The sequence below is a fragment of the Afipia carboxidovorans OM5 genome (genome assembly GCF_000218565.1).
In the GTDB taxonomy this organism is placed as follows: domain Bacteria; phylum Pseudomonadota; class Alphaproteobacteria; order Rhizobiales; family Xanthobacteraceae; genus Afipia; species Afipia carboxidovorans.
On sequence record NC_015684.1, the window covers coordinates 457,615 to 480,831 of the forward strand.

20 protein-coding genes and 1 tRNA gene are annotated in these 23,217 nt (G+C 62.4%); 13 read left to right on the plus strand and 8 right to left on the minus strand.

Translation table 11 applies throughout. The features are described from left to right. Window position 1: 1 nt before the first annotated feature. The 5 genes from cobT (at window position 2) to OCA5_RS02230 (ending at window position 6,341) form a co-directional block, all read left to right on the plus strand. Complete coding sequence (cobT, locus tag OCA5_RS02210) at window positions 2–1,903, plus strand: cobaltochelatase subunit CobT (protein WP_012561252.1); 1,902 nt, start codon at window positions 2–4, stop codon at window positions 1,901–1,903. Window positions 1,904–1,911: 8 nt separating this feature from the next. After that, window positions 1,912–2,958 carry an esterase-like activity of phytase family protein gene (locus OCA5_RS02215; RefSeq protein WP_012561251.1) on the plus strand — a complete coding sequence of 349 codons (1,047 nt, stop codon included), beginning with the start codon at window positions 1,912–1,914 and terminating at the stop codon, window positions 2,956–2,958. A gap of 215 nt (window positions 2,959–3,173) precedes the next feature. After that, window positions 3,174–4,190, plus strand: a complete 1,017-nt coding sequence (locus OCA5_RS02220; RefSeq protein ID WP_012561249.1) for a Bug family tripartite tricarboxylate transporter substrate binding protein — start codon at window positions 3,174–3,176, stop codon at window positions 4,188–4,190. A 76-nt stretch (window positions 4,191–4,266) separates the two neighbouring features. Next, window positions 4,267–4,770, plus strand: coding sequence for a tripartite tricarboxylate transporter TctB family protein (locus tag OCA5_RS02225; RefSeq protein ID WP_012561248.1), 504 nt, complete (start codon window positions 4,267–4,269; stop codon window positions 4,768–4,770). A gap of 59 nt (window positions 4,771–4,829) precedes the next feature. Then, window positions 4,830–6,341: a tripartite tricarboxylate transporter permease gene (locus tag OCA5_RS02230; protein WP_012561247.1), complete on the plus strand. Its 1,512-nt coding sequence runs from the start codon at window positions 4,830–4,832 to the stop codon at window positions 6,339–6,341. Between the two features lie 225 nt (window positions 6,342–6,566). Here OCA5_RS02230 and rpmB read toward each other — a convergent pair whose 3' ends face one another. Beyond that, window positions 6,567–6,860: a 50S ribosomal protein L28 gene (rpmB, locus tag OCA5_RS02235; protein WP_012561246.1), complete on the minus strand. Its 294-nt coding sequence runs from the start codon at window positions 6,858–6,860 to the stop codon at window positions 6,567–6,569. A gap of 294 nt (window positions 6,861–7,154) precedes the next feature. On the opposite strand from rpmB, the gene OCA5_RS02240 reads away from it, so the two are divergent. The 5 genes from OCA5_RS02240 to OCA5_RS18610 all read left to right on the plus strand — a co-directional run bounded on the left by OCA5_RS02240 (window position 7,155) and on the right by OCA5_RS18610 (window position 13,468). Beyond that, on the plus strand, window positions 7,155–8,003 hold the full coding sequence (locus OCA5_RS02240) for a DUF3108 domain-containing protein (protein WP_013912783.1): 849 nt from the start codon (window positions 7,155–7,157) through the stop codon (window positions 8,001–8,003). 250 nt (window positions 8,004–8,253) lie between these two features. After that, entirely contained in the window at window positions 8,254–11,568 is a 3,315-nt protein-coding gene (locus OCA5_RS02245) for a helicase-related protein (RefSeq protein ID WP_013912784.1), read from the plus strand. 3 nt (window positions 11,569–11,571) lie between these two features. Beyond that, on the plus strand, window positions 11,572–11,841 hold the full coding sequence (locus tag OCA5_RS02250; RefSeq protein ID WP_012561243.1) for an RNA-binding S4 domain-containing protein: 270 nt from the start codon (window positions 11,572–11,574) through the stop codon (window positions 11,839–11,841). A gap of 92 nt (window positions 11,842–11,933) precedes the next feature. Next, window positions 11,934–12,272: a ferredoxin FdxA gene (fdxA, locus tag OCA5_RS02255; protein WP_012561242.1), complete on the plus strand. Its 339-nt coding sequence runs from the start codon at window positions 11,934–11,936 to the stop codon at window positions 12,270–12,272. 224 nt (window positions 12,273–12,496) lie between these two features. Beyond that, window positions 12,497–13,468 carry a CarD family transcriptional regulator gene (locus OCA5_RS18610; protein ID WP_012561241.1) on the plus strand — a complete coding sequence of 324 codons (972 nt, stop codon included), beginning with the start codon at window positions 12,497–12,499 and terminating at the stop codon, window positions 13,466–13,468. A gap of 127 nt (window positions 13,469–13,595) precedes the next feature. On the opposite strand, the gene OCA5_RS02265 is transcribed toward OCA5_RS18610, so the two are convergent. From OCA5_RS02265 to OCA5_RS02285, 5 genes are all read right to left on the minus strand, one after another. Further along, complete coding sequence (locus OCA5_RS02265; RefSeq protein WP_012561240.1) at window positions 13,596–15,083, minus strand: M48 family metalloprotease; 1,488 nt, start codon at window positions 15,081–15,083, stop codon at window positions 13,596–13,598. 3 nt (window positions 15,084–15,086) lie between these two features. Beyond that, window positions 15,087–15,881: a thermonuclease family protein gene (locus tag OCA5_RS02270; protein WP_244396117.1), complete on the minus strand. Its 795-nt coding sequence runs from the start codon at window positions 15,879–15,881 to the stop codon at window positions 15,087–15,089. A 23-nt stretch (window positions 15,882–15,904) separates the two neighbouring features. Continuing rightward, window positions 15,905–16,174, minus strand: coding sequence for a GlsB/YeaQ/YmgE family stress response membrane protein (locus OCA5_RS02275; RefSeq protein WP_012561238.1), 270 nt, complete (start codon window positions 16,172–16,174; stop codon window positions 15,905–15,907). Window positions 16,175–16,209: 35 nt separating this feature from the next. Continuing rightward, complete coding sequence (locus tag OCA5_RS02280) at window positions 16,210–16,806, minus strand: YidB family protein (RefSeq protein WP_012561237.1); 597 nt, start codon at window positions 16,804–16,806, stop codon at window positions 16,210–16,212. Window positions 16,807–16,964: 158 nt separating this feature from the next. Then, a complete protein-coding gene (locus OCA5_RS02285; protein ID WP_012561236.1) occupies window positions 16,965–17,321 on the minus strand; it encodes a DUF6496 domain-containing protein in 357 nt (118 codons plus the stop codon). Window positions 17,322–17,569: 248 nt separating this feature from the next. Between OCA5_RS02285 and OCA5_RS02290 the strand changes: the two genes are divergently transcribed. Beyond that, window positions 17,570–19,942, plus strand: coding sequence for an efflux RND transporter permease subunit (locus OCA5_RS02290; protein ID WP_012561235.1), 2,373 nt, complete (start codon window positions 17,570–17,572; stop codon window positions 19,940–19,942). Window positions 19,943–20,021: 79 nt separating this feature from the next. On the opposite strand, the gene OCA5_RS02295 is transcribed toward OCA5_RS02290, so the two are convergent. Both OCA5_RS02295 and OCA5_RS02300 read right to left on the minus strand, forming a co-directional pair. Further along, the gene (locus OCA5_RS02295; protein WP_012561234.1) at window positions 20,022–20,528 is read right to left on the minus strand and encodes a hypothetical protein; all 507 of its coding nucleotides are present in this window, start codon (window positions 20,526–20,528) and stop codon (window positions 20,022–20,024) included. 262 nt (window positions 20,529–20,790) lie between these two features. Then, a complete protein-coding gene (locus OCA5_RS02300; protein ID WP_012561233.1) occupies window positions 20,791–21,201 on the minus strand; it encodes a VOC family protein in 411 nt (136 codons plus the stop codon). 133 nt (window positions 21,202–21,334) lie between these two features. Between OCA5_RS02300 and OCA5_RS02305 the strand changes: the two genes are divergently transcribed. Next, window positions 21,335–21,411, plus strand: a tRNA-Arg gene (locus OCA5_RS02305). Between the two features lie 152 nt (window positions 21,412–21,563). Next, the gene (locus OCA5_RS02310; RefSeq protein WP_012561232.1) at window positions 21,564–23,183 is read left to right on the plus strand and encodes an FMN-binding glutamate synthase family protein; all 1,620 of its coding nucleotides are present in this window, start codon (window positions 21,564–21,566) and stop codon (window positions 23,181–23,183) included. Window positions 23,184–23,217 lie beyond the last annotated feature (34 nt).

Below are 23,217 nucleotides of genomic sequence, written 5' to 3' on the forward strand. Positions count from 1 at the left end.
CATGAGCGCACCGACCGTCAAGTTGAAGACGTCGTCGAAGGAATCGCCGACGGAGCCGTTCAAGCGGGCGGTGACGTCGTGCCTGAAGGCGATTGCCCAGAACGGCGAGCTTGACGTGACGTTCTCGATGGAACGGCCGGGCCTTGCGCCGGGCAAGGCGCGATTGCCGGAGCCGTCGCGGAAGCTGACCCGCAAGGATGCCGCGATCGTGCGCGGCCATGCAGATTCGATCGCGCTGCGGCTCGCCTGTCATGATCCGAAAGTCCACCGCAAGCTCGTGCCGGGCAACCAGCAGGCGCGCGCGGTGTTCGAGGCGATGGAGCAGGCTCGTGTCGAGGCGATCGGCTCAAAGCGCATGTCGGGTGTGGCCAAGAACCTCAACGCCATGCTCGACGATCATTTTCATCGCGGCAAATACGACGAGATCACTGATCGCGCCGATGCGCCACTGTCGGACGCGCTGGCCATGCTGGTTCGCGAGCGTCTGACGGGGCAGGCGCCGCCGGCGGCTGCCCGCCGCATCGTCGATCTGTGGCGTCCAATTCTGGAAGAGAAGGTCGGTCATCGGCTCGATTCACTCGAGCGTTTCGCCGAGGATCAGGCCCGGTTCGGCGAATCGATTCAGGAAGTGCTGACGGCACTGGAGCTCAGCGACGAGCGGATTTCCGAGCCTGACGAAGACGATAACGAGGACGAAGATCAGCGCGGCGGCGAGAAGGGTCAGTCCGGCCAGGAGGCTGAGGCCGACAAGGACGAAAGCGACGAAATCTCCGCCGATCAGTCGCAGGCCTCGAGCGAGGAAATCGCCTCCGACAATTCGATCGACGCCTCCCAGATTTCCTCGAGTGAGAATTACGACGAAGGCGACATGGGTGAGGATGATACGCCCGGTGACGCCACGCGGCCGAGCCCGCACGGCCGTAACGAGCCGAAGGGCCCTGAATATCACGCCTTCGCACCGAAGTTCGACGAGGTGATTTCTGCCGAGGACCTGTGCGATGCCGAGGAGCTCGCGCGGCTGCGGAGCTATCTCGACAAGCAGCTGGCCCATCTGCAGCACGTCGTTGCGCGGCTCGCCAATCGCCTGCAGCGCCGCCTGATGGCGCAGCAGAACCGGGCGTGGGAATTCGATCTCGAGGAAGGCACGCTCGATCCGGCGCGGCTCTCCCGCGTCGTGACCGATCCGTTCCATCCGCTGTCGTTCATGAACGAGAAGGAAGCGACCTTCCGCGACACGGTGGTGACGCTTCTCCTCGACAATTCCGGCTCGATGCGCGGCCGTCCCATCACTGTGGCGGCGACCTGCGCCGACATTCTGGCGCGCACGCTGGAGCGTTGCGGCGTCAAGGTCGAGATCCTCGGTTTCACCACCCGTGCCTGGAAGGGCGGCCAGTCGCGCGAGGCGTGGCTTGCGGCCGGCAAGCCGGCCAATCCCGGCCGTCTCAACGACCTGCGCCACATCGTCTACAAGTCGGCGGACGCGCCCTGGCGGCGCGCGCGCAAGAATCTCGGCCTGATGATGCGGGAGGGGCTTCTCAAGGAAAATATCGACGGCGAGGCGCTCGATTGGGCGCACAAGCGCCTGCTCGCGCGTCCCGAGCAGCGCAAGATCCTGATGATGATTTCCGACGGTGCGCCGGTCGATGATTCGACGCTGTCGGTGAACAGCGGCAATTATCTTGAGCGGCACCTGCGCTGGATCATCGAGGAGATCGAAACCCGCTCACCGGTCGAACTGATCGCGATCGGCATCGGTCACGACGTGACGCGCTACTACAAGCGCGCGGTGACGATCGTGGATGCCGAGGAGCTCGGCGGCGCGATCACCGAAAAGCTCGCCGAGTTGTTCAGCGAAACGCATGGGACCGCGCCGGCTGTGGACCGTCGCCGCAAGCGCAACTGAGTCGTCTCGTGGCGGCGCCCCTTTCCCGCCGTGCGTTTCTAGAAGGGGCCGCCGGCGGCCTTGCCCTTGCCTCGCTCTCCCCACCCATTTCCGCTTTTGCACAAGGTGCGGCGGCAACGGCTGATGAGCCCGTTGCAGTCGAGGTCAATGCACGCGCGCTTTCGTCTTTCGATTTGCGCGATCCCTCGCATGTCCGGTTCGGTTCGTTTCAGTTCCGCAGCGGATTGATGCTGACCTCGCCGTTCCGCAAGTTCGGTGGACTTTCGTCGCTGCATCTCGATGCGGCCGGCGAGAACTTCGTGATGGCGAGCGACAAGGGCGATTGGTTCACCGGCCGCTTTGTCTATGACGGACCCGCGCTGCGCGGTCTTGCCGATGTGAAGTCGGCTCCGATGCGCGACCGCAGCGGCAACCGGATCGCGGCGAAAGGCTGGTTCGATACGGAGTCGCTCACCTTCAATGGATCAATCGCCTATGTCGGCATCGAACGCGTCAACAAGATCCTGCGTTTCGACTTCGCCAAAGGCGGCGCTCTCGCGCGCGGCGAAGAAATCGCGCTTCCTGCGGAAATCGCAAAGCTGCCTTACAACCTTGGTCTGGAAGCGCTGGTTTATATCGGAAGTGGTCATCCACTTGCGGGAACATTGCTCGCTATCTCGGAGCGGGCGCTCGATACGCAAGGCGATATTTTTGCGTTCTTGATCGATGGCCCGTCACCCGGCATGCTTCGTATCAAGCGCTCGAACGGCTTCGACATCAGCGATGCGACGTTGCTGAAAACAGGGGATCTTCTGTTGCTGGAACGGAAGTTTTCCTTCGTCAGCGGAGTTGGCATCCAAGTACGCCGTATACCAGTTTCAGAAGTTGCCCCTGGGCGCGTGGTCGACGGCCCGGTGATCTTTTCGGCCGACCTCGGATACGAAATTGACAACTTCGAGGGTATTGCGAGTCATACAACGGCTGCGGGCGATACCGTTATAACATTGATATCAGATGATAATTTTAATCTTGTGCAACGGACGCTGGCGTTGCAGTTCACGCTCGTCGAGCCGTAACCTCGTCTAGTGAGCAATTGCAACAAAATATTGCAATGCAATATAATTTCCGCAAAGTGCGACAGGACGTCATGCGTCAAATCGTCTCAGTAGCCCCTTGACGATATGTGCAAACGCCCCGAGCCGTTGCACGATCCCTATCGCGGTAGTGACGATCTGCCGCTTCATAATAACCCGGCGTTAAAGACCGGATTGGTGTTTCAGGGAGGATATGCATGAGTGTACCTACGAAGACGCGTTATGCCTTTGCTGCATTTCTTGGTGCTGCTGCTTTCGGGCTGGCTCCGGTATCTGCGACGGCTGCTTGGGAGCCGACGCGTCCTGTTGAATTGATCGTTCCGGCGGGCACCGGCGGCGGCGCCGACCAGATGGCGCGCGTTGTTCAGGGCATCATCAGCAAGCACAATCTGATGAAGCAGCCGATGATCGTCGTGAACAAGTCCGGCGGTGCAGGCGGCGAAGGCTTCCTCGACGTGAAAGGCTCGCGCAACAATCCGCACAAGCTGATCATCACGCTGTCGAACCTTTTCACCACGCCGCTCGCGACGGGTATTCCTTTCTCCTACAAGGATCTTACCCCCGTCACGATGATGGCCCTCGACGAATTCATCCTCTGGGTGAATGCCGAGAAGCCGTACAAGACCGCGAAGGAATATATCGACGCGATCAAGGCTGCGCCTGATGGCCAGTTCCGCATGGGCGGCACGGGCTCCAAGCAGGAAGACCAGATCATCACCGTCGCTCTCGAGAAGGCGACCGGCAAGAAGCTCACCTACATCCCTTACAAGGGCGGTGGCGAAGTCGCGGTTCAGCTCGTCGGCAACCACATCGACTCCAGCGTGAACAACCCGATCGAGGCTGTGGCGCAGTGGCGTGGCAACAAGCTGCGTCCGCTCTGCGTGTTCGACAGCAAGAAGCTCGCCTACACCGACAAGGTGGCCGGTGATCAGACCTGGGCCGACATCCCGACCTGCAAGTCGCAGGGCCTGGACGTCGAGTACCTGATGCTGCGTGGCTTCTTCATGGCTCCCGGCGCCAAGCCGGACCAGGTCGCCTACTACGTCGATCTGATGAAGAAGGTGCGTGAGACCCCGGAATGGGCACAGCTCATGAAGGACGGCGCCTTCAACCAGACCGCTATCAGCGGTGACGAGTACCTCAAGTGGGTCGATGCGGCTGAAAAGACGCACGAGACCCTCATGAAGGAAGCCGGCTTCGTAGCCGCCAAGTAAGTAACACGACGACAAGCCCGGCGAACGGTTCACCGTTCGCCGGGTGACGTCCATTCCGTGCAAGGATTCAAATTCAATGACCGAAGAAGCATCACACGCGCAGTCGGACGGCCCGGCTCACCGTTCCGTCGAAATGGGCGTTGCTATTGCTTGCGCCCTGTTTGGCATCATTACGATTATCGGCAGCCTGCAGGTCGGCATCGGCTGGGGCCCCTCCGGTCCGCTTTCCGGATTCTTTCCGTTTTATCTCGGCATCCTGATTGTGCTGTCGAGCCTGATGAACCTGAAAAGTGCCATGTCGATCGACACGGTCCGTCAGTTTGCGACTTGGCCGCAGCTCGGTCAGGTTCTCAAGGTGATCGTGCCGACCACGATTTATACGGTCGTGCTGCCGTACACCGGCATCTACGTTGCCTCGGTCGTCCTGATCGCCGGCTTCATGATCTGGATCGGCAAGTACACTTGGTACAAGGCCGTCTTTCTCGGCTTCGCCGTGCCGGCAGCCTTCTATGTCATGTTCGAGAAGTGGTTCCTGGTCCCGCTGCCGAAGGGCCCGATCGAGTATTGGCTCGGACTGTGACGCGTCTGCGCATCCAGACCCAGAGCTGAAAATAAAAGAGTTTAGGTAGGAAAACGTCCATGCTCGCAGATATCGCCAATCTGTTTCACGGCTTCGCGGTCGTGTTACAGCCCTCCAACATCTTGCTGATGGTCATCGGCATTTTGCTCGGCGTGATCGTCGGCGTGCTGCCCGGCCTGGGTGGCGCCAACGGTATCGCCATTCTGTTGCCGCTCACCTTCAGCATGTCGCCTACGGGCGCGATCATCATGCTCTCCTGTATTTACTGGGGAGCGTTGTTCGGCGGCGCCATCACGTCGGTGCTATTCAACATACCTGGAGAACCATGGTCAGTGGCCACGACATTCGATGGCTATCCCATGGCTCAGCAGGGTCGCGCCGGTGAAGCGCTGACAGCGGCCTTCACGTCCTCGTTCGTCGGTGCGCTGTTCGCCGTTATCGTCATCACCCTCGTCGCTCCGCTCGTCGCAGACTTCGCGCTTGAGTTCGGTCCGGCCGAAAAGTTCGCAGTGTACTTCCTCGCATTCTGCAGCTTCATCGGCATGGGCAAGGAGCCTCCGTTCAAGACCCTCGCCTCGATGATGATCGGCTTCGTGCTCGCGGCCGTCGGCCTCGACAGCGTCACCGGTCAGTTGCGTCTCACCTTCGGCTTCACCGAACTCCTCAATGGCTTCGACTTCCTGATCGCGGTTATCGGTCTGTTCGGCATCGGTGAAATTCTGCTCACCATGGAAGAAGGCCTCGCGTTCAAGGGCAAGGCGGCCGGCATCAACCCGAAGGTAGTGCTGCAGACCTGGCTCGAACTGCCGCGCTACTGGATGGTGTCGCTGCGCTCCTGCCTGATCGGCTGCTGGATGGGCATCTCGCCCGCCGGTGCGACGCCTGCGTCGTTCATGAGCTACGGTATCGCCCAGCGCATCTCGAAGCGTGGCCATAACTTCGGCAACGGCGAGATCGAGGGCGTGGTGGCGCCGGAGACCGCGGCTCACGCCGCCGGTACCTCGGCGCTGCTGCCGATGCTCGCACTGGGCGTCCCCGGTTCGCCGACCGCTGCGGTGCTTCTCGGCGGCCTCCTGATCTGGGGTCTGCAGCCGGGACCGCTGTTGTTCGTCGAACAGCCGGACTTCGTCTGGGGCCTGATCGCTTCGATGTACATGGGCAACCTCGTCGGCCTCATCCTGGTGCTGACCTGCGTACCTCTGTTCGCCGCGATCCTGCGCATCCCGTTCTCGATCATCGCTCCGATCATTCTCGTGATCTGCGCGATCGGCGCTTACACCGTCAACAACTCGAGCTTCGACGTCATCCTGATGGCGGTGTTCGGTATTGTCGGTTACGCGATGAAGAAGACCGGCTACCCGTTGGCGCCGATGGTTCTGGCCATCGTGCTCGGCGACCAGGCCGAAGAGGCGTTCCGTCAGTCGCTGCTGTCTTCGGGCGGCAACCTCGGCGTGTTCTTCTCGAACGGCCTCGTGTCGACGATCATGGTGCTCGGCCTCATCGCTCTGTTCTGGGGCGTGATCTCGGAGGGCATCTCCAAGCTGCGCCGGCCCGCGAAGGCGGCAACCTGATCGCTATGGCGACTTAACCGTCGCGACCCGCAACGGCTGTCTGTCCTCCCAAGCAGACCGCCGCATCCTGAGGCCGCCGCTTGCGGCATCTGCCTCAGGGTGGCGTGGGTCAGGCGGCTCACTCGAAAAACAAAAAAGCCGGATCGAAAGATCCGGCTTTTTATTTGTCTTGTTATTCGTGAAGCGTGATGACCCGCGCGTCAGCGCCGGTCTCGTGCTCGCGCTTTAGCTTGCAGCAGCGAGCTTCTTCTTCTCGATCTGGCGCTTGAGGTCAGCCGCCTTGGGCGAAAGGTTCGCAATATTGGCCTTGAGCAGGAAGGCATCGAGACCGCCGTTGTGGTCGACGCTCTTCAGCGCGTTGGTGGACACGCGCAGCCGCACCGACTGGCCGAGGGTCTCGGACATCAACGTGACGTTGCACAGGTTCGGCAAGAACCGGCGCTTGGACTTGATGTTGGAATGGCTGACCTTGTGGCCGACCTGCGGCCCCTTGGCCGTCAATTCGCAGCGCCGTGACATGGCGAAATCCTTGTGTCTCCCGGGGCCGAGAAGGCCCGCGCGGGGGTTGTTACCGTCCATTTCAGGAACCGCGGACGTATAGTCGGAGGGCGGCCAAGCGTCAAGGCGGCGGGGCCGTCAAAGAGCTCGAAAACGTCGGCAGAATAGCGATTTTATGAACGAAGCCAAGTGCTTCCCTTCGTAAAAATGCCTCCCAACATATAATCGGCACAATCAGGCTTGAAACAGCGCGGCGCTCCGCTCGGTTCCAGTTTTGAGGCCGCGCCGCCCGCTTCGATCGGGGTTTTTCATTTGATGAATTTTGGTCTCCAGCATGCGCTTGGCGGGTTTCTCTGCGCCCTGCCGTTGTCCCTCGCGAGCTCCTTTCTCGCGGCCCCGGCCGCCGCGCAGGGGCACCTGGACGCCAAGTATCAGGCAACGCTCAGCGGGCTCGTGATCGGCAAGGGGGATTGGACCGTCACCGTCGGCGATAAGGACTTTTCGAGCGCCACCTCCGGCGGCACCACGGGCCTCGTCAAGGCCATCGGTGGCGGCCACGGCACGGGTTCGGTGAAGGGCAGGGTGCTGGCCGGGAAGCCCATCCCGGAGACGTATCTGAGCTCGGTGTTCTACGGCAAAAAGAACGAAACGATCCGCATTGCCTTCACCGGCGAGCGCATCACGGCATCTTCCATCGAACCGGAGCCGCCTCCGACGGCGGGGCGGATACCCGTGCTGGATGCGCACCGCCGTAGCGTCAGCGATCCGATGTCCGGAGTGCTGTTTATTGCGCCCGGCCGCGAGGATCTGCCGAATCCGCAGGCGTGCGGGACCAAAGCGGCCATCTTCGACGGCCGGATGCGCTACGACCTCGAACTGGCCTTCAAGGCGATGGAGACGCTGACGCTTGCAAGCGGCGCCAGGGTGCCCGCGGTGGTCTGCGCGGTCAGCTTCAAGCCGCTGTCGGGCTATGTGCCGTCTCGGGTGGCGATCAAATATCTCACCGCGCGGCAGGATATCGACGTTGCCCTCGCTCCGATCGCGGGAACGCGCGTGCTGGTGCCGCTGCGGGTGCGGATTCCGACCCCGCTCGGGCTCGGCATGGTAATGGCGACCGATTTCAGCACCACCGCGCAGCCGCAGGCCGCGAGGCGAAGCAATTAGATCGGAGCGGTGGTCGGCTTGACTCGCGAGCCAAACGGAGTCCTCCGTGCATTAAAGAATTCGCTTGTCAGAGCGGTCTCAAAACGCCACCAACAGCCGCGATCTGGTGGCATGATAGGTCAGCATGCACGATATCTTGCGGTGAACGAAGCCAGATACGACATGAGTCAGCGATTCGGGCCGCTTTCGTTCCGGACTCGTTCCAATCCTTAAAATCGCGCAGAGAGTCTGAGCGAAAAAGCGTCGCATTGTGAAACACCAGCTCCCTTCAATCTCCAGTCGAAGCGATCGTGCACCGGGTGCGGGTGTCACTGCTGTGCTCGGCCCGACGAACACCGGCAAGACGCATCTTGCGATCGAGCGGATGCTTGCGCATTCCTCCGGCCTGATTGGCTTGCCGCTGCGGCTTCTGGCGCGCGAGGTCTACAACAAGATCGTCGCCCGCGCGGGCGCGGAGCAGGTCGCGCTGATCACCGGTGAGGAGAAGATCAAGCCACCGAATGCGCGCTACTGGGTGTCGACCGTCGAGGCGATGCCGCGCGAACTCGACGTGTCGTTTCTCGCCGTCGATGAAATCCAGATCGCCGCCGATCTTGAGCGGGGTCACGTCTTCACCGACCGCATTCTCAACCGGCGCGGCCGCGATGAGACGCTGCTGCTCGGCGCCGCGACGATGCGGCCTTTGATCGAGCGGCTTCTGCCCGGCGCCAATATCGTGACGCGGCCGCGTCTGTCGCTGTTGGAATTTGCGGGCGACCGCAAGATCACGCGCCAGCCGCGCCGCACGGCGATCGTCGCCTTCTCTGCCGATGAGGTTTACGCAATCGCCGAATTGATCCGCCGCCAGCACGGCGGTGCGGCTGTGGTGCTGGGCTCGTTGTCGCCGCGCACGCGCAATGCGCAGGTGGAGATGTTCCAGTCCGGCGATGTCGATTATCTCGTCGCGACCGACGCCATCGGAATGGGCCTCAACCTTGATGTCGATCATGTCGCCTTCGCATCCGACTATAAATATGACGGTTATCAATTCCGTCGCCTGACGCCTGCAGAATTCGCGCAGATTGCAGGCCGCGCCGGCCGTGCCACGCGCAACGGCACGTTCGGTACCACGGGACGCTGCGCGCCGTTCGAGCCCGAACTCGTCAACGCACTGCAGAACCACCTGTTCGACAGCGTGAAGATGCTGCAATGGCGCAATACGGCGCTCGACTTTTCCTCGCTCGCGGCGCTGCAGGTGTCGCTTGCGCTCGCGCCGGAGCATCAGGCGCTGACGCGCGCGCCGCTTGGTGAGGATCAGCGCGTGCTGGAACACGCCGCGCGCGACCCAGATGTGCGCGATATGGCGACGGATTCCGCCTCGGTCGAACGGCTCTGGGAAACCTGCCTGGTTCCCGATTACCGCAAGCTGTCACCGGCGGCACATGCTGAGCTGGTTACAACGCTATTCTCGTTCCTGATGCGAAAGGGCCGGATTCCGGATCAATGGTTTGCGGCGCAGGTGGCGCAGGCGGATCGGGTGGATGGCGGTATCGACACCCTGTCCGCGCGGATTTCACAGATCCGGACCTGGACCTTTGCCGCAAACCGGCCGGACTGGCTGTCCGACCCACTCCATTGGCAGGAAACGACCCGTGCGGTGGAAGATAAATTGTCGGATGCATTGCATTCGAGGCTAACGGAGCGTTTCGTTGATCGCCGGACCAGTGTATTGATGCGCCGCTTGCGGGAAAACATGATGCTGACGACTGAAATTGGAAAGACCGGCGAAGTCACTGTTGAGGGCCATGTCATCGGCCGTCTCGACGGATTTATGTTCGCCCCCGATGCCGCTGAGGCAGGCTCGGAAGCGAAGGCGCTGCAGGCGACTGCACTGAAGGCGCTGGCCGGGGAAATCGACGCGCGCGCGGAGAAGCTCTCTGCTGCCGCCGACGATCAGTTCGCGCTTGCCTCCGACGGCACGCTGCGCTGGACCGGCGATGCGGTCGGCAAGCTTGTCGCCGCCGACGAGGTGCTGCATCCGCGCATCCGCATTATCGCCGATGAGCGCCTCACCGGTGCTTCGCGTGACGCCGTGCAGGCGCGGCTCGATCTCTGGCTCAAGACGCATATCGAAAAAATTCTCGGGCCGATGTTCGAGCTCTCCAAGGCCGAGGACGTCACCGGCATTGCGCGCGGCATTGCCTTCCAGCTCGTCGAGGCGCTCGGCGTTCTGGAGCGGCCAAAGATTGCGGCCGAGATGAAGGATCTCGATCAGCCCTCACGCGCCGTCTTGCGTAAATACGGCGTGCGCTTCGGCGCCTATCACATCTTCTTCCCGGCGCTGCTCAAGCCCGGCGCGCGCACGCTCGCCTCGCTGTTGTGGGCGCTGAAAGAGGACAATGTCGATATGAACGCGCTCGGCGGCGCGCAGCATCTCGCAGCGAGCGGCCGCACCTCGTTCCCAGCCGACAAGACATTGTCGAACGATGCCTATCGCGTGCTGGGTTACAGGCTCGCGGGCGAGCGCGTGGTGCGCGTCGATATTCTCGAGCGTCTCGCCGATCTCATTCGTCCCGCTTTGGCGTGGCGGCCCGGCACCGGCATGGAGAAGCCTGCAGGTGCGTTCGACGGCCGTTCGTTCACCGTGACGCAGGCGATGACCTCGCTCACCGGTTCGGCGGGTGAGGACTTCGCCTCGGTGTTGCGTTCGCTCGGTTATCGTATGGATCGCCGTGCGCCGCTGCCGGAAGAACCGAAGCCGGAAGCATCTACCGAAGTTGCTTCCACTGAGACGACTTCTGCGGAGGCTGCATCCGAGAGCACGCCACCTGTTGAAGCTTCGACCGAAGCCGCCGCAGGCGAGTCCGCTACCGCAAGTGAATCTGCTGCATCTGATGAGGCTGCGGTGGCTGCGGATGCTCACGTTGAAAGCGTTGAGGCTTCCAGCGCAGCGAAGTTGCCTGACGTTGAGTTCGCACCGACTGAGGCTCCTGCGCAGGAGGCGGCTTCCAGTGTTGAGCCCGCGCCTTCCGCCGAATCTTCTTCCCCAGACGAGGCTGCTTCCACCGACGCTCCTTCCGCTGAAGCTGCATCGGCAAACACCGCGACGGAAACGGCAGACGCTGTTGCCGCGCCTGCGGAGCCCGAGCTTGTCGAGGTGTGGCGTCCTGCGGGCCGCCACGATGAACGTCGCGGACGGCATGAGCGCCATCGCCGGCATCACCGCCATGGGTCGGCAGCGTCTGCTGCTGCAGCGGATGCAGCGGCTGAAGGCGGCGAGAAAAAGGAACGCCCCGCGCGGCGGCACGATCGTTCCCGCGAGGATCGCCGCCAGCGGCCGGAGGGAGAGGGTGCGCAGGCGCGCGGCCCGAAGGACGAGCGTAACGAGGCAGGACGCGAGCGCGCGAAGGGCCGCCGGGGCAAGTTCGAAGGCAAGCGTGACGGCCGCGACCGCAAGGATGGTGGTCCCGCGTTCCGCACCTTCGCAACCAGCGCCCCGCGGGAACGCGAACGCACTGCCGATCCGAATTCGCCGTTCGCAAAATTGGCCGCGCTCAAGGAACAGCTCGGCACCCGTAAAGATTGACGGTTGGAGCGGCAGCGCCTCGACAAATGGCTGTGGCACGCGCGCGTGGTGCGCACCCGCACCGATGCCGCCAAGCTTGTCGCCGGCGGTCGGGTTCGCCTCAATGGAGAGCGACAGCGCGCACCGGGACATGGCCTGAAATCCGGCGATGTGCTGACCGTCGCGCTTGATGCGCGGGTCCGCGTGCTGCGGGTCAAGGCCTTCTGCGAGCGCCGGGGTGATGCGCAATCTGCGCAGACCCTCTATGACGAGTTGCACGGCGATCCGGAGTAACTATCTGCGGCAGCACAAGCCCGCTTCTCTTGCGGCGCTGTGCATCCTGCGCTAGGCCAGCACCCAAATTTAGAACGTTTCCGGAGAGATGGATGACTTACGTCGTCACCGAGAATTGCATCAAGTGCAAGTACATGGACTGCGTCGAGGTGTGTCCCGTCGACTGTTTCTATGAAGGCGAGAACATGCTCGTCATCCATCCGGACGAATGCATCGATTGTGGCGTCTGCGAGCCCGAGTGCCCCGCCGAAGCGATCAAGCCGGACACGGAGCCGGATCTGGAAAAGTGGCTCGGCGTGAATGCCGAATACGCGAAAACCTGGCCAAACATTACCCAGAAGAAGGACCCGCCGGACGACGCCAAGGAGTTCGACGGCGCCGAGGGCAAGTTCGATCAATATTTTTCACCGAACCCCGGCACCGGCGACTGAGGCGGATTTCGGATTCCTCTTAACCGTAGTTGACGGCGCGCCCGCTCGCGGCGGTACTGAAACACCTGAAACGGCCATAAACCTTTGATTTTTGCGGAAAATGTGCTATTATGAGCACATTCCGTCGGTTGTTCACGCTCCGTCCGCTCCTGGATGAGGAGCGTTGAAGGGCAACCCATTCGACAACCCGTATCAGGGGGCGTGGCGGTTCCACGCAAGGCGCCGTGGCAGACAAATCGCGTCAGAACAAAACCAAAGCATCCACCAAGGATAAGAACTCCGGCAAGGCCGCTGTCCGCGGCACTTCCGGCAAGAAGGCGGCCGTTGCGGCCGCCGGCACCTCGAAAAGCAAAAGAAGTGTAATGCCAGCAAAGAAGAGCACCAAGCCCGTCGCGAAATCACCTGCGAAGGGAGCGGCGAAGCCCGCTGCCAAGGCCGCCAAGACGACGACCAAGCCCGCCGCGAAGGCGCCTGTTAAGCCGGCTGCCAAGGCGCCGGTGAAACCGGTCGCGAAGGCAGCGGCGAAGCCGGCCACCAAGCCCCTCGCCAAGGCGCCTGCGCCGAAGGTGGAGGAGCCGAAGAAGCCGTTGACCCAGCGTCAGGGCTTCAAGACCAACGAGTTCGTGGTCTATCCGGCGCACGGTGTCGGTCAGATTCTGGCGATCGAGGAGCAGGAGATCGCGGGTGCGCGGCTTGAGCTGTTCGTCATCAGCTTCATCAAGGACAAGATGACGCTCCGCGTGCCGACCGCGAAGGTCATCAATGTGGGCATGCGCAAGCTGTCCGATCCGGCGCTCGTGAAGCGCGCGCTCGACACGCTGAAGGGCCGCGCGCGCATCAAGCGCACGATGTGGTCGCGCCGCGCGCAGGAGTATGAGGCGAAGATCAACTCCGGCGACATCGTTGCGATCGCCGAGGTGGTGCGTGACCTTTATCGTTCCGAATCGCAGCCCGAGCAGTCCTACAGCGAGCGGCAGCTTTATGAAGCGGCGCTCGATCGCCTGTCGCGCGAGATTGCGGTGGTGCAGCACATCACCGAGACCGAAGCGATTAAGGAAGTCGAAGCCAACCTCGCCAAGAGCCCGCGCCGTGGTGCGGCCAAGGCGGATGCCGATGCGGCCGCGGATGCGACCGGTGAAGCATCCGATGATGAGGATGGAGACGACGATTCGCTGAGCGAAGACGAGGCGGCGTAAGCAACCTATCTTCGCTTGCCAGCTTTCGATCGATTTCAAAACCCGGCCGGCTCGGCCGGGTTTTTTCATGCGTGGATGATTTTAATACGCGCTTGTTTTTGGCGTGCTGCAGGAACCGTCGCGCAGCTCAATCCACCACGATCTTGACGCGCTCATTGGGCTTGAGCGCAGCGTGCTGGTCGAGACCGTTGAGAATCCGGAAGCGCTCCAGCGGACGGTCAATACCCTGCATCCGACGTGCCATCGATTCCACCGTGTCGCCGGGCTTGACGGTGACGACACGAATGCGCAGCGGCCGCGCCGCCTGAATCTCGCCAAGCGTCAGGCGACGGAAAGAATGCACGGTGTCGCGGAATGACTTCTCGGCGTCGGCTGTCTTGTTCTTCGCGGCGAAGATGAAACGATAGACATCGCCGCCGACGCGCAGCGCATAAATGCGGAATTGCCACTGATCGCTGCCCGCGGTTGCGGTCGCGGCAGGCGTGCCGTTGATGGTGGTCTCCTCGACGGAGGCTTGGTCGACATTCTCCATCCAGCCGGAATTGAGATAGCTCGACAGCGAAGTCTCTTGCGGTACGCGCACGACATCGAAGCGCAGCGCCTGCGCGCCGCCTTCACGCACGCCGACCACGGCCTGCGCCGTATTCTCCAGCACATAGCTGTCAGGCGCGAGGAAGGTGAAGCCGAGCTTGGGATGCAGGAAGCGGCGCCCACGCACAAAGCCCTCGCTCGGGTCTTCGCCAAAGACAATGTTGTCGATGGCGGATAGATAGGCCTCGCGGTCGCGCTCGTTGGCTCCCGATGCCGCAAATTTCCGGGCGCTGTTCTCGGCGGATTCGACACGCTCGGGCGTTGCCGGGTGCGAGGATAAAAAGTCCTGCGAGCGCGGGTCGCCGACCGGCGAGGTTTTCAGCGCAGCGTTGCGTTCCATCGCGGACAGGAAACGCGACGCGCCATAGGGGTCGAAATTCGCCTTCGCGGCAAGAGCGACGCCGATCGCATCGGCCTCGAATTCTTGCGCACGGGAGAAGCTCGCCATCGTCAGCTTGGTCTTTGCAAGCGCAAGCGCCTGCATGTTGGCGTCCTGGCCGCCCATCTCGGTGATGACATGGCTCACAAGTGCTGCGCGCTTCGCCTGCTCCTCGCGGATCGAGGCGTGCTTGGCGAGCACATGCGCCATTTCATGCGAGAGAACGCTCGAGAGTTCGGAGGTATCGCTTGCAAGCGCAAGCAGTCCGCGGGTGACGTAAAGCTGGCCGGTCGGCAGGGCAAATGCGTTGACCGCACCCGAATTCAGAATCGTGACACGATAGGAAAAATCCGGCCTGTCGGAGGCGGCGACCAGCCGGTCCACCGCCTTGACGATCAAGGCCTGCAGTTTCGGATCGTCATAGGAGCCGCCATAGGAGGCGAGAATTCGTTGATGCTCGCGGTCGGTCGCGTTGGTTGCCGGCGCGGGGCGCGTCATCTTGATGGTCGGCGGCGCGGGCGGCGTACCGGCCAACTGGAAGCGGCTCATGTCCGAACAGGCGCCGCAGGCAAGCGCAAGGCACACCACCACAATCCCGGCGAAACGCCCGGCCGCGTGATGATCCCTCGTCACCTGTTGCTTCACGCGCTATTTGTCCCCGGCCGCAGCCGTTTCCTTCCCGCCGATGAATTCGATCTGACCGGGAGCGCGCGCCTCGATGCGCGGTCCCCCGTGGCGTTCGATCCATCCCCGGACTCGAATGCGCCTGCCCTCTAGTGTCGCGGCATTTATTCCCGCCGCCGCGAAGGCCGGCATCATGCGACGGGAAATGGTCACGGCAAAGCCCTGAATCCGCCGCCTGCCGAAATTGAGATAAAGCGTACTGCCGGCCTGCCGTGCAGATAATATTGTACCGTCCACAAGTGTAAACCTTCCGATATGTTTCAAAATGGAACTCGGGTTGGAACCGCTCTCAATAAAGTTTGGCGTCGCCCACGCCCCGCGCTTTGATTTTTCGGCGCGGCTTTCCGCGCTTCTCAACTCTCGCGCGCAAGACTCATCCCGTACGGTTCCCGAGGCGACGGCGAAGCCTGCGTCCGCAAGCGCGCTTTGAAGCGTGTCTGGCTTGCCTGCGATCAGCACAAAAGCATGTTGCCGGCCGTAGCGGTCCGGCGTCTCGTCCGTGCCGCGTAGCGTGACGGTCCGGTCGAGTGCATGGTCACGCAGCCAGGTGGCGCCGTCTGCTTCCGCTGATTTTGGAATCTCGATTCCCGTGAGGCGAATCTCGCGTCCGTCCACAAGTCGCAGTGTGCGTGCATCGAGGATCGCCGCGATCTTGCTCTCACCGAGAACAGTCGGCGGCTCGCACGCCGCCTGCGCATTGGCGGTAAGAGGTACGATCCATGTCGTGAGGAGGATCAGAAAAGCGCGCCGGCGAATCATGGATACGCCGGCGCGGATGTGCATCACCGATTACCGGGATCGGAGATTGCGCGGCGCGCGACAAGCCTGTTCCAGATGAACAGCACCACCAGCGCGCCGATCGTGGCGGTGATGAAGCCCGCGCCCTGGTTCGGTCCGTAATGGCCGATCGCCTGGCCGATCCATGTTGCGAGGAAGGCACCGGCGATGCCGAGCGCGGTGGTCAGGATGAACCCGCTCGGATTGTTCGGGCCCGGAGACAGAAGGCGCGCAAGAATGCCGGCGACGAAGCCGACCAGCAGAACATAGAGCATTGCAAAAATCCTTTTTGAAAATGAAGCGCTCGCTCTTAGAGCCAGCGCGAGGCTTCCTGCTCGTTCGGCAGCCGCCCATCCGGCGTGAGCTGGTGGATGAATTCCGGCAGTTGCTGCGCGAGCCCGTCGAGCAGTTCGTTGCGTGACAGTCCGGTCTGCGAGGTCAGGGTGTTGATCTGATCGGCGCCGAGCGCGCTTGCGAGATCATCGGAGGTGATCGGCTTGTTGGAGCCGGGGCTCACCCAGGAGTTTGCGGCATCGCCGTGGCCCGCCTCCTGAAATTGCTTGAGGAGATCGTTGAGACCGCCGCTCAGCACGCTGCCGGCTGCGCCGCCTGCGAGAAGGCCGCCCAGCAAGCCGCCGAGATTGCCCTGCAACAGGCCACCGAGGCCACCGCTCAAGCCGCCTGTCGGCAGACCGCCGGTCGGTGCAGTGGTGCTTCCGGGCAGCGTGGAGCTGCCGCCCGTGGGCGCAGTCGCCGTTCCTGTCGAGCCGGAGAGATGCTTGACGGCCTTGTAGGCGAGCAGCGCGAGGATCGCCATGGTGATGGGAGACATGCCGCCGGATGCGGTGGCGTCTTTCGGGCCGCGCGGCCCGTTCTGCATCCCGTTGAGAACATCAAACAAACCCATGGTAGCCTCCATTTGTACTCGATCCGCTTGCAAGAATAGCGCGTGCGGCGCGTCTCTCAAGGCAGCGTGTGAACACAACTTCCTCACTACAGCGTCACGACACTGTGACGCCTTCAAGACAGCGGGTCATGACAGCCGCCTTGGCGCTTTGGCAGGCGTCAGGAGCGAGATTTGGTGCGGCGCGTCTTGCGTTTTGCCTTGCGCGCGCCGGTCTTTCTCGTCCGTGTCGTCTTGGAGGTCTTTCTGGTTGTTTTCTTTGTGGTTTTCCGTGAACTCGTGGTCTTCTTCGCGGTCTTTTTCCGCGCTGTCTTCTTCTTGGCGGCGCTGGTGCGGCTCGTCTTTTTCTTCGGGACCTTCTTGCCCTCGCGGCGCGCCTCGGAGAGTCCGATCGCGATGGCCTGTTTGCGGCTCTTCACTTTCTTGCCGCTGCGTCCGCTCTTGAGCGTGCCGGCCTTGCGCTTCTTCATCGCGCGCTCAACCTTGCGGCCGGCGCTCTTGGAATACTTTCTCGCCATCGTGAGCTCCCTTCTGGTGGAGTTAAAGTCTGCGGGCGTCCGTTCGGTTCCAGATTCGGTCGCCAAGTTGCCGCACCGCGGCCTCACCAGGAGATAAGGTTGGCCGTTGCACGGGAGGCGTGCTGGCGAGAGCGGAACCGCTCTGATAATTGTTTGGATGTGCTTCGCGACGCGCCTCCGGCGGTCGGAGCCGCCCGCATAATCTCGATCGCCCGCGTTTGAAATCATCTCACCGCACCGGATCGCTCATGACAGTTCCTCCGCCCAATGATTCTGCCGTTCCGGTCGACCCCAAGCGCAATTTCTCGATTGCGTTCGGGCTGGAGCGAATCGGCCTGATCGCGATTCGGGCGCCGGTGGTGTCGCTCGTGGTGCTGATGACGCTATGCGTAATCGCGATCTTCGGGCTTCAGCACATCAAGATCGATGATTCGCTGAGCCAGCTTTTTCGTTCCGAGACTCCCGAATACAAGCAGTACGAGGAAGTGACGAAGCGCTTCCCGTCCGCCGAATACGACGTGCTGGTGGTGGTCGAGGGCAAGACGCTATTGGAGCGCAATTCGCTGGAGAAGCTGCGCGATCTCGTCACCGACCTGCAACTTGTCGACGGTACTCGCGGCATCATCTCGCTGTTCTCGGCGCGTCAGCCGCCCGAAAACGGCAACCTGCCGGCGCCGCTCTTTCCCGAGACGCTGCCGCAGGGACAGGCGTATCAGGATTTTATCGCCAAGGTCCGTGGCAATGAGGTGATCCGCGGCAAGCTCCTGTCCGATGACGGCACGCTGGCGCTGGTTGTGCTCGCGCTCGATCCGGAGGTTGTCAGCAGCAAGGGGCTCGGCAAGACGATCGGCGAAGTCCGCGACCTGATGAAGGACGATCTCGCCGGCACCGGCCTCACGAGCCAGCTATCCGGCGTGCCGGTGATGCAGCTTGAAATCCGCAACGCGGTCGAGCGCGACGGCCTCACCTACAACATCGCTGGCATCCTTGCGGGCTGTCTGATCGCCATCGTGTTCTTCCGGCGCATCTCGTTCATGGTTGCCGCGGCATTCCCGCCGCTGCTCGCGATTCTGATGTCGCTTGGTGCGCTCGGCTGGCTCGGCTTCAGCCTCAATATGTTCCTGAACGTGATGACGCCGCTGATCATGGTCATCAGTTTCGCCGATTCGATGCAGCTCACGTTCGCGGCGCGCGATCGCCTGATTGCTGGCGAGGACAAATACACGGCCTTCCGCAATGCGGTGCTCGTCGTCGGTCCAGCCTGCGTGCTGACGCACGGCACGGCGGCACTGTCGTTCATTGCGCTGCAGTTTTCCGATTCGGATCTGATCCGGAAATTCGGCGAAGCGGGGCTGATGGCGACCATCATCGCGCTCGTCGCGGTGTTGTCGCTGGTGCCGGTGTTCGGCGTGCTTCTCGTGCGCAAGGAGAGCGTGTTCGTCACCAGGATCAAGGGTGCGGACGCGGGCGTCGAGGCGCTACGCGCGTTCTGCCGCTGGATCGCGGTGCGCATGGTCGGCCATCCGGGGCTGTTCAGCCTGATTGCATTGCTCATCGTGGTCGGGCTTGGCGTGATCTACGCCAATCTGCAGCCGCGCTATCGGCTCGCCGATCAGGTGCCCGACAAGAAGCAGGCGGTCGAGGCGAGCGGGCGGCTCGATGCGAAGCTCACCGGCGCGAATCCGATCGATGTGCTGATCGAATTCCCCAAGGGCGAAAACCTCTATTCGCCGGAGACGCTGAAGGTGATCGCGGACGTCCACAGCATCATCGAGAAGCAGGCGGGCGTCGGCAACGTCTGGTCGCTGGAGACGCTGCGGCGCTGGCTTGCGGAAAAGGCAGGGCGCACCGATGTCGCGACGCTCAAGGAATATGTCGACATGTTGCCCAAGCATCTGTCCGGCCGCTTTATCTCCGCCGATCAGGATGCGGTGGTTGTCTCGGGCCGCGTGCCGGACCTCGATTCCAGTCAGATACTGCCGACGGTCGAGAAACTCGATGCGGCGATGGGCGCGGTGCGGCAGGCGAATCCGGGTTATCGGATTTCTGTCACCGGCCTCTCGGCGATCGCTGCCCGCAACAGCGCGAGCATGATCAGCAAGCTGAACCACGGCCTGACCATCGAGTTCGGCCTCGTCGCGGCGTTCATCGGGCTGGCGTTCCGTTCGGTGACGGTGATGTTCGCGAGCATTCTGCCGGGCATCTTCCCGGTGGTGCTGTCCGGCACCGTGTTGTGGCTGTTGGGCGAGGGATTGCAGTTTGCGAGCGTGGTGGCGCTCACCGTCTCATTCGGCCTCGGCCTCAGCGCGACGATTCACTTCCTCAACCGATTGCGGCTCGAGGAACAGCCCGGCGTGGATGAGGGGCTTGCGGTCGAGCGCGCGACCGTGCTGGTCGGCCCGGCGCTTATTCTGACGACGGTGGTGCTGGCCTGCGGTCTGGTGGTGACGGTGTTCTCCGACCTGCCGTCGCTGCGGCTGTTCGGCTGGCTCAGCGCGTTCGCGATGATTGCAGCGCTGGTCGCCGACCTGTTCATCCTGCGGCCGACCGCGATGTTCCTCATCAGCCTCTCGCACCGGCTGCGCGGCGCGTGGCGACGCGATCCGAAGCCTGCTGAGTAAGGGCGTCAGATCGATTCTGTGAGAATGTAAAAAACCTCCGGACCAGATGTCCGGAGGTTTTTTGACACGGAGACAGAGCTTAGCGGCTGAGCGAGATGTTCACGGCGCGCAGTTCGCCCTTCGAGGCGATGGCGACGGTCTGCTTGTTGCCGCGGGTCGAGATGTTGAACGTCGCAGCATAGCCGGCGGTCTGCACCAGGGCCGTGACCTGGCCGCCCGAGACGCGGCCTTCCACTGTGCCGTTGACGCCGCGGCTCTCCTCCGTCCAGTTTCCGCTGAGCTCGCCGCCCGTGGAACGCACCTCGCTTGCGAGATCGAAGCGGTAGCTGTCGCTCGCGCAGCGCAGATTGATGTTCAGAACGTTATTGCCGCCGCTGGTGGTATATTTACCCCGACAGCGAATCCGCTCGCTGCCTGTGCCGTTGTTGTTGGCAATCGTGATGCTGCCGCTGCCAGACCACTGGCCGGCGTAGTCGGCAAACGCGCCTCCGCTCTGTGCATGGCTGGTCGAGGCCGGCAGCAACATCATCGCACCCAATACGACGGCGGCCGCGGCACCCGGCAAAGTTCTTGGAAAGCGAATCATATGACAGGTTCCTGCAATGAGCGGGTTGTGGGCGGTTTCCCCATTCTGCGGGGCAATATGGCTTGCGTCGGGCCGCAACAAAAGCGGGAAAACCTCGGTCGGCTCCGGTGCAAGAACTCAAGAATATAGGGAGGATGTCAGATGCGCCAACCCCGGAGAAAGGGGGGAGTTCGTCGCATTATTTTCAAGTTTTTTGCATAGGGCGCTGCCGCGCCGCGAAGATACGGGCGTGCGGCCGGGTCAATCGATCGCTGCGCAGGCGTTATCCGTCGTATGATGAGATTTCGATCAGACTGCCATCCGGATCGCGGCAATAGACCGAAGTGAGGGTGCCGCGTGCGCCTTGCTTTTTCACCGGCCCTTCCTCGATCGCGATCCCGCAAGTCTTGAGATGAGCGACAACGGTCTCCGGAGACGCCGAGGTGAGGAAGCAGAGGTCGTCGCTACCCGCGGCTTCATGATCGGCGGTGAACCACTCCACCTTGTCGGTCGCAACGGGGCGCAGGTTGAGCTTCTGCTGACCGAACCGCATCGAAATGCGCGGGGCTTTGCCGGCACCAGGGTCGAACACGGCGCGGGTCATACCGAGCACGCGCTCATACCACTGCGCAGAGGCTTCCGCGTTCGAGACATTGACGACGAGATGGTCGAGCGCATCGACAGTGAGTATCATGTCACCTCCGGAATGAAGGGCGAAAAACGACTGGATGGCAAGGTCGGCGGTGGCCAGCCTAGCCGTGAAGGCCGAGCTCATCGGGCCGCCACCATAGCCTCCCAGGCGCCGCTCTGCTATGTACAGCCCCGTCGGTCCCGTAGCTCAGCCGGATAGAGCGACGGTTTCCTAAACCGTAGGTCGGAAGTTCGAGTCTTCCCGGGATCGCCATCGAATCGGAGGCATACCCCTGCCTTCCGCATACGGCCCGGCAGAAATGGGCCGTGCAGTCGTACGCCTCAGTTGAGGTTTGTCGTGATGCTGTGATCGGCGATGGGGTAGCGTTCCTTGCCCCGCATACCGGCGATTTGTCTGAGGTTTTCATGCAGACGCTGCTGCTGCTCTTCCGCCCGCGTTTCATCGTCCTGACCTTGTGCGCGCTTGCCGCGCTCGCCTTTGCGGCCGCGATCGTGGCCGGAGGCCCGACCTATCTGTGGATGCCGCTCACGCTGTTCGGCTGGCTCACCGGGCTTGGCATCAGAGACCTGCTGCAGGCGCGCCATGCGATCCTGCGCAACTATCCGATCTCCGGGCATTTCCGCTTTCTGTTCGAACAGATCCGCCCGGAGATGCGGCAGTATTTCTTCGAGAGCGAGAAGGACGGCAAGCCGTTCAGCCGCGACACCCGCGCCGTCGTCTACCAGCGCGCCAAGGTGGCGCTCGACAAGCGCCCGTTCGGCACCCAGAAGGATGTCTACGAGGACGGCTATGAGTGGATGCACCATTCGGTGGTGCCGAAGCCCGCGGCCGATTCCGATTTTCGCATCGTGATCGGCGGTACCGAATGTACCAGGCCGTATTCGGCTTCCGTCTTCAATGTCTCGGCGATGAGTTTCGGCGCCCTGAGCGCGAATGCGATCCGCGCGCTCAACGCCGGCGCAAAACAGGGCAAGTTCGCGCACGACACCGGCGAGGGCGGTGTGAGTTCATATCACCGCGAGAACGGCGGCGATCTCATCTGGGAAATCGGCTCTGGCTATTTCGGCTGCCGTACGCCGGACGGGCAGTTCGATCCCGACGCGTTCGCGCGCGTGGCCTCCGAGGACCAGATCAAGATGGTCGAACTCAAGATCAGCCAGGGCGCGAAGCCCGGCCATGGCGGTGTTCTGCCGGCGGCAAAGGTCTCCGAGGAAATCTCGCTCGCACGTGGTGTTGCGATGGGCGAGGACTGCATCTCGCCCGCCTATCATCGTGCCTTCTCAACACCCGTGGGGCTGATGCAGTTCATCGGCGAGATGCGGCGGCTGTCGGGCGGCAAGCCCGCCGGCTTCAAGTTGTGCATCGGTCATCGCTGGGAATTTCTCGCGATCTGCAAGGCGATGCTCGAGACGGGCATCTATCCTGATTTCATCGTGGTCGATGGCAAGGAGGGAGGCACCGGCGCAGCGCCAATCGAGTTTGCCGATCATATCGGCGTGCCGATGCGTGAGGGCGTCAATTTTGTCCACAACGCGCTGATCGGTATTAACGCCCGCGAGCGCATTCGCATCGGCGCGGCGGGCAAGATCGCGACCGCCTTCGACATGGCGCGCGCGATGGCGCTCGGCGCGGACTGGTGCAACTCGGCGCGTGGTTTTATGTTCTCGCTGGGGTGCATCCAGTCGTTGAGCTGTCATACGGGCCGCTGCCCGACCGGCGTCGCGACGCAGGATCCGATCCGCGCCCGCGCGTTGGTAGTGGAAGACAAGCGCGTGCGCGTGGCGAATTTTCACGACGCGACCTTGCGCGGGCTTGCCGAACTCGTCGCCGCTGCCGGGCTCGAACATCCGAACGAGATCAGGCCGATCCATTTCTCGCACCGCATCTCGAGCACCGAGGTGGTGTCGTTCGCCGAGCTTTATCCCCCGCTCGAACCGGGCGAGTTGTTGTCTGGCACACAAGATGCACGCTTTGCACAAGCCTGGGCGTTGGCGCAGGCCGCGACGTTCGCACCGAAAGTGTGAGGTTGAGAGCGTTTTCAAGCGAAGTGGAAACCGG

Coding starts and splice junctions, on each gene's coding strand:
- OCA5_RS02290 (WP_012561235.1), top strand. CDS start 17,570: ATGACAGTTCCTCCGCCCAATGATTCTGCCGTTCCGGTCGACCCCAAG.
- OCA5_RS02285 (WP_012561236.1), bottom strand. CDS start 17,321: ATGGCGAGAAAGTATTCCAAGAGCGCCGGCCGCAAGGTTGAGCGCGCG.
- OCA5_RS02270 (WP_244396117.1), bottom strand. CDS start 15,881: ATGATTCGCCGGCGCGCTTTTCTGATCCTCCTCACGACATGGATCGTA.
- OCA5_RS02300 (WP_012561233.1), bottom strand. CDS start 21,201: ATGATACTCACTGTCGATGCGCTCGACCATCTCGTCGTCAATGTCTCG.
- rpmB (WP_012561246.1), bottom strand. CDS start 6,860: ATGTCACGGCGCTGCGAATTGACGGCCAAGGGGCCGCAGGTCGGCCAC.
- OCA5_RS02225 (WP_012561248.1), top strand. CDS start 4,267: ATGACCGAAGAAGCATCACACGCGCAGTCGGACGGCCCGGCTCACCGT.
- OCA5_RS02295 (WP_012561234.1), bottom strand. CDS start 20,528: ATGATTCGCTTTCCAAGAACTTTGCCGGGTGCCGCGGCCGCCGTCGTA.
- OCA5_RS02280 (WP_012561237.1), bottom strand. CDS start 16,806: ATGGGTTTGTTTGATGTTCTCAACGGGATGCAGAACGGGCCGCGCGGC.
- cobT (WP_012561252.1), top strand. CDS start 2: ATGAGCGCACCGACCGTCAAGTTGAAGACGTCGTCGAAGGAATCGCCG.
- OCA5_RS02310 (WP_012561232.1), top strand. CDS start 21,564: ATGCAGACGCTGCTGCTGCTCTTCCGCCCGCGTTTCATCGTCCTGACC.
- OCA5_RS02220 (WP_012561249.1), top strand. CDS start 3,174: ATGAGTGTACCTACGAAGACGCGTTATGCCTTTGCTGCATTTCTTGGT.
- OCA5_RS02230 (WP_012561247.1), top strand. CDS start 4,830: ATGCTCGCAGATATCGCCAATCTGTTTCACGGCTTCGCGGTCGTGTTA.
- OCA5_RS02275 (WP_012561238.1), bottom strand. CDS start 16,174: ATGCTCTATGTTCTGCTGGTCGGCTTCGTCGCCGGCATTCTTGCGCGC.
- fdxA (WP_012561242.1), top strand. CDS start 11,934: ATGACTTACGTCGTCACCGAGAATTGCATCAAGTGCAAGTACATGGAC.
- OCA5_RS02240 (WP_013912783.1), top strand. CDS start 7,155: ATGAATTTTGGTCTCCAGCATGCGCTTGGCGGGTTTCTCTGCGCCCTG.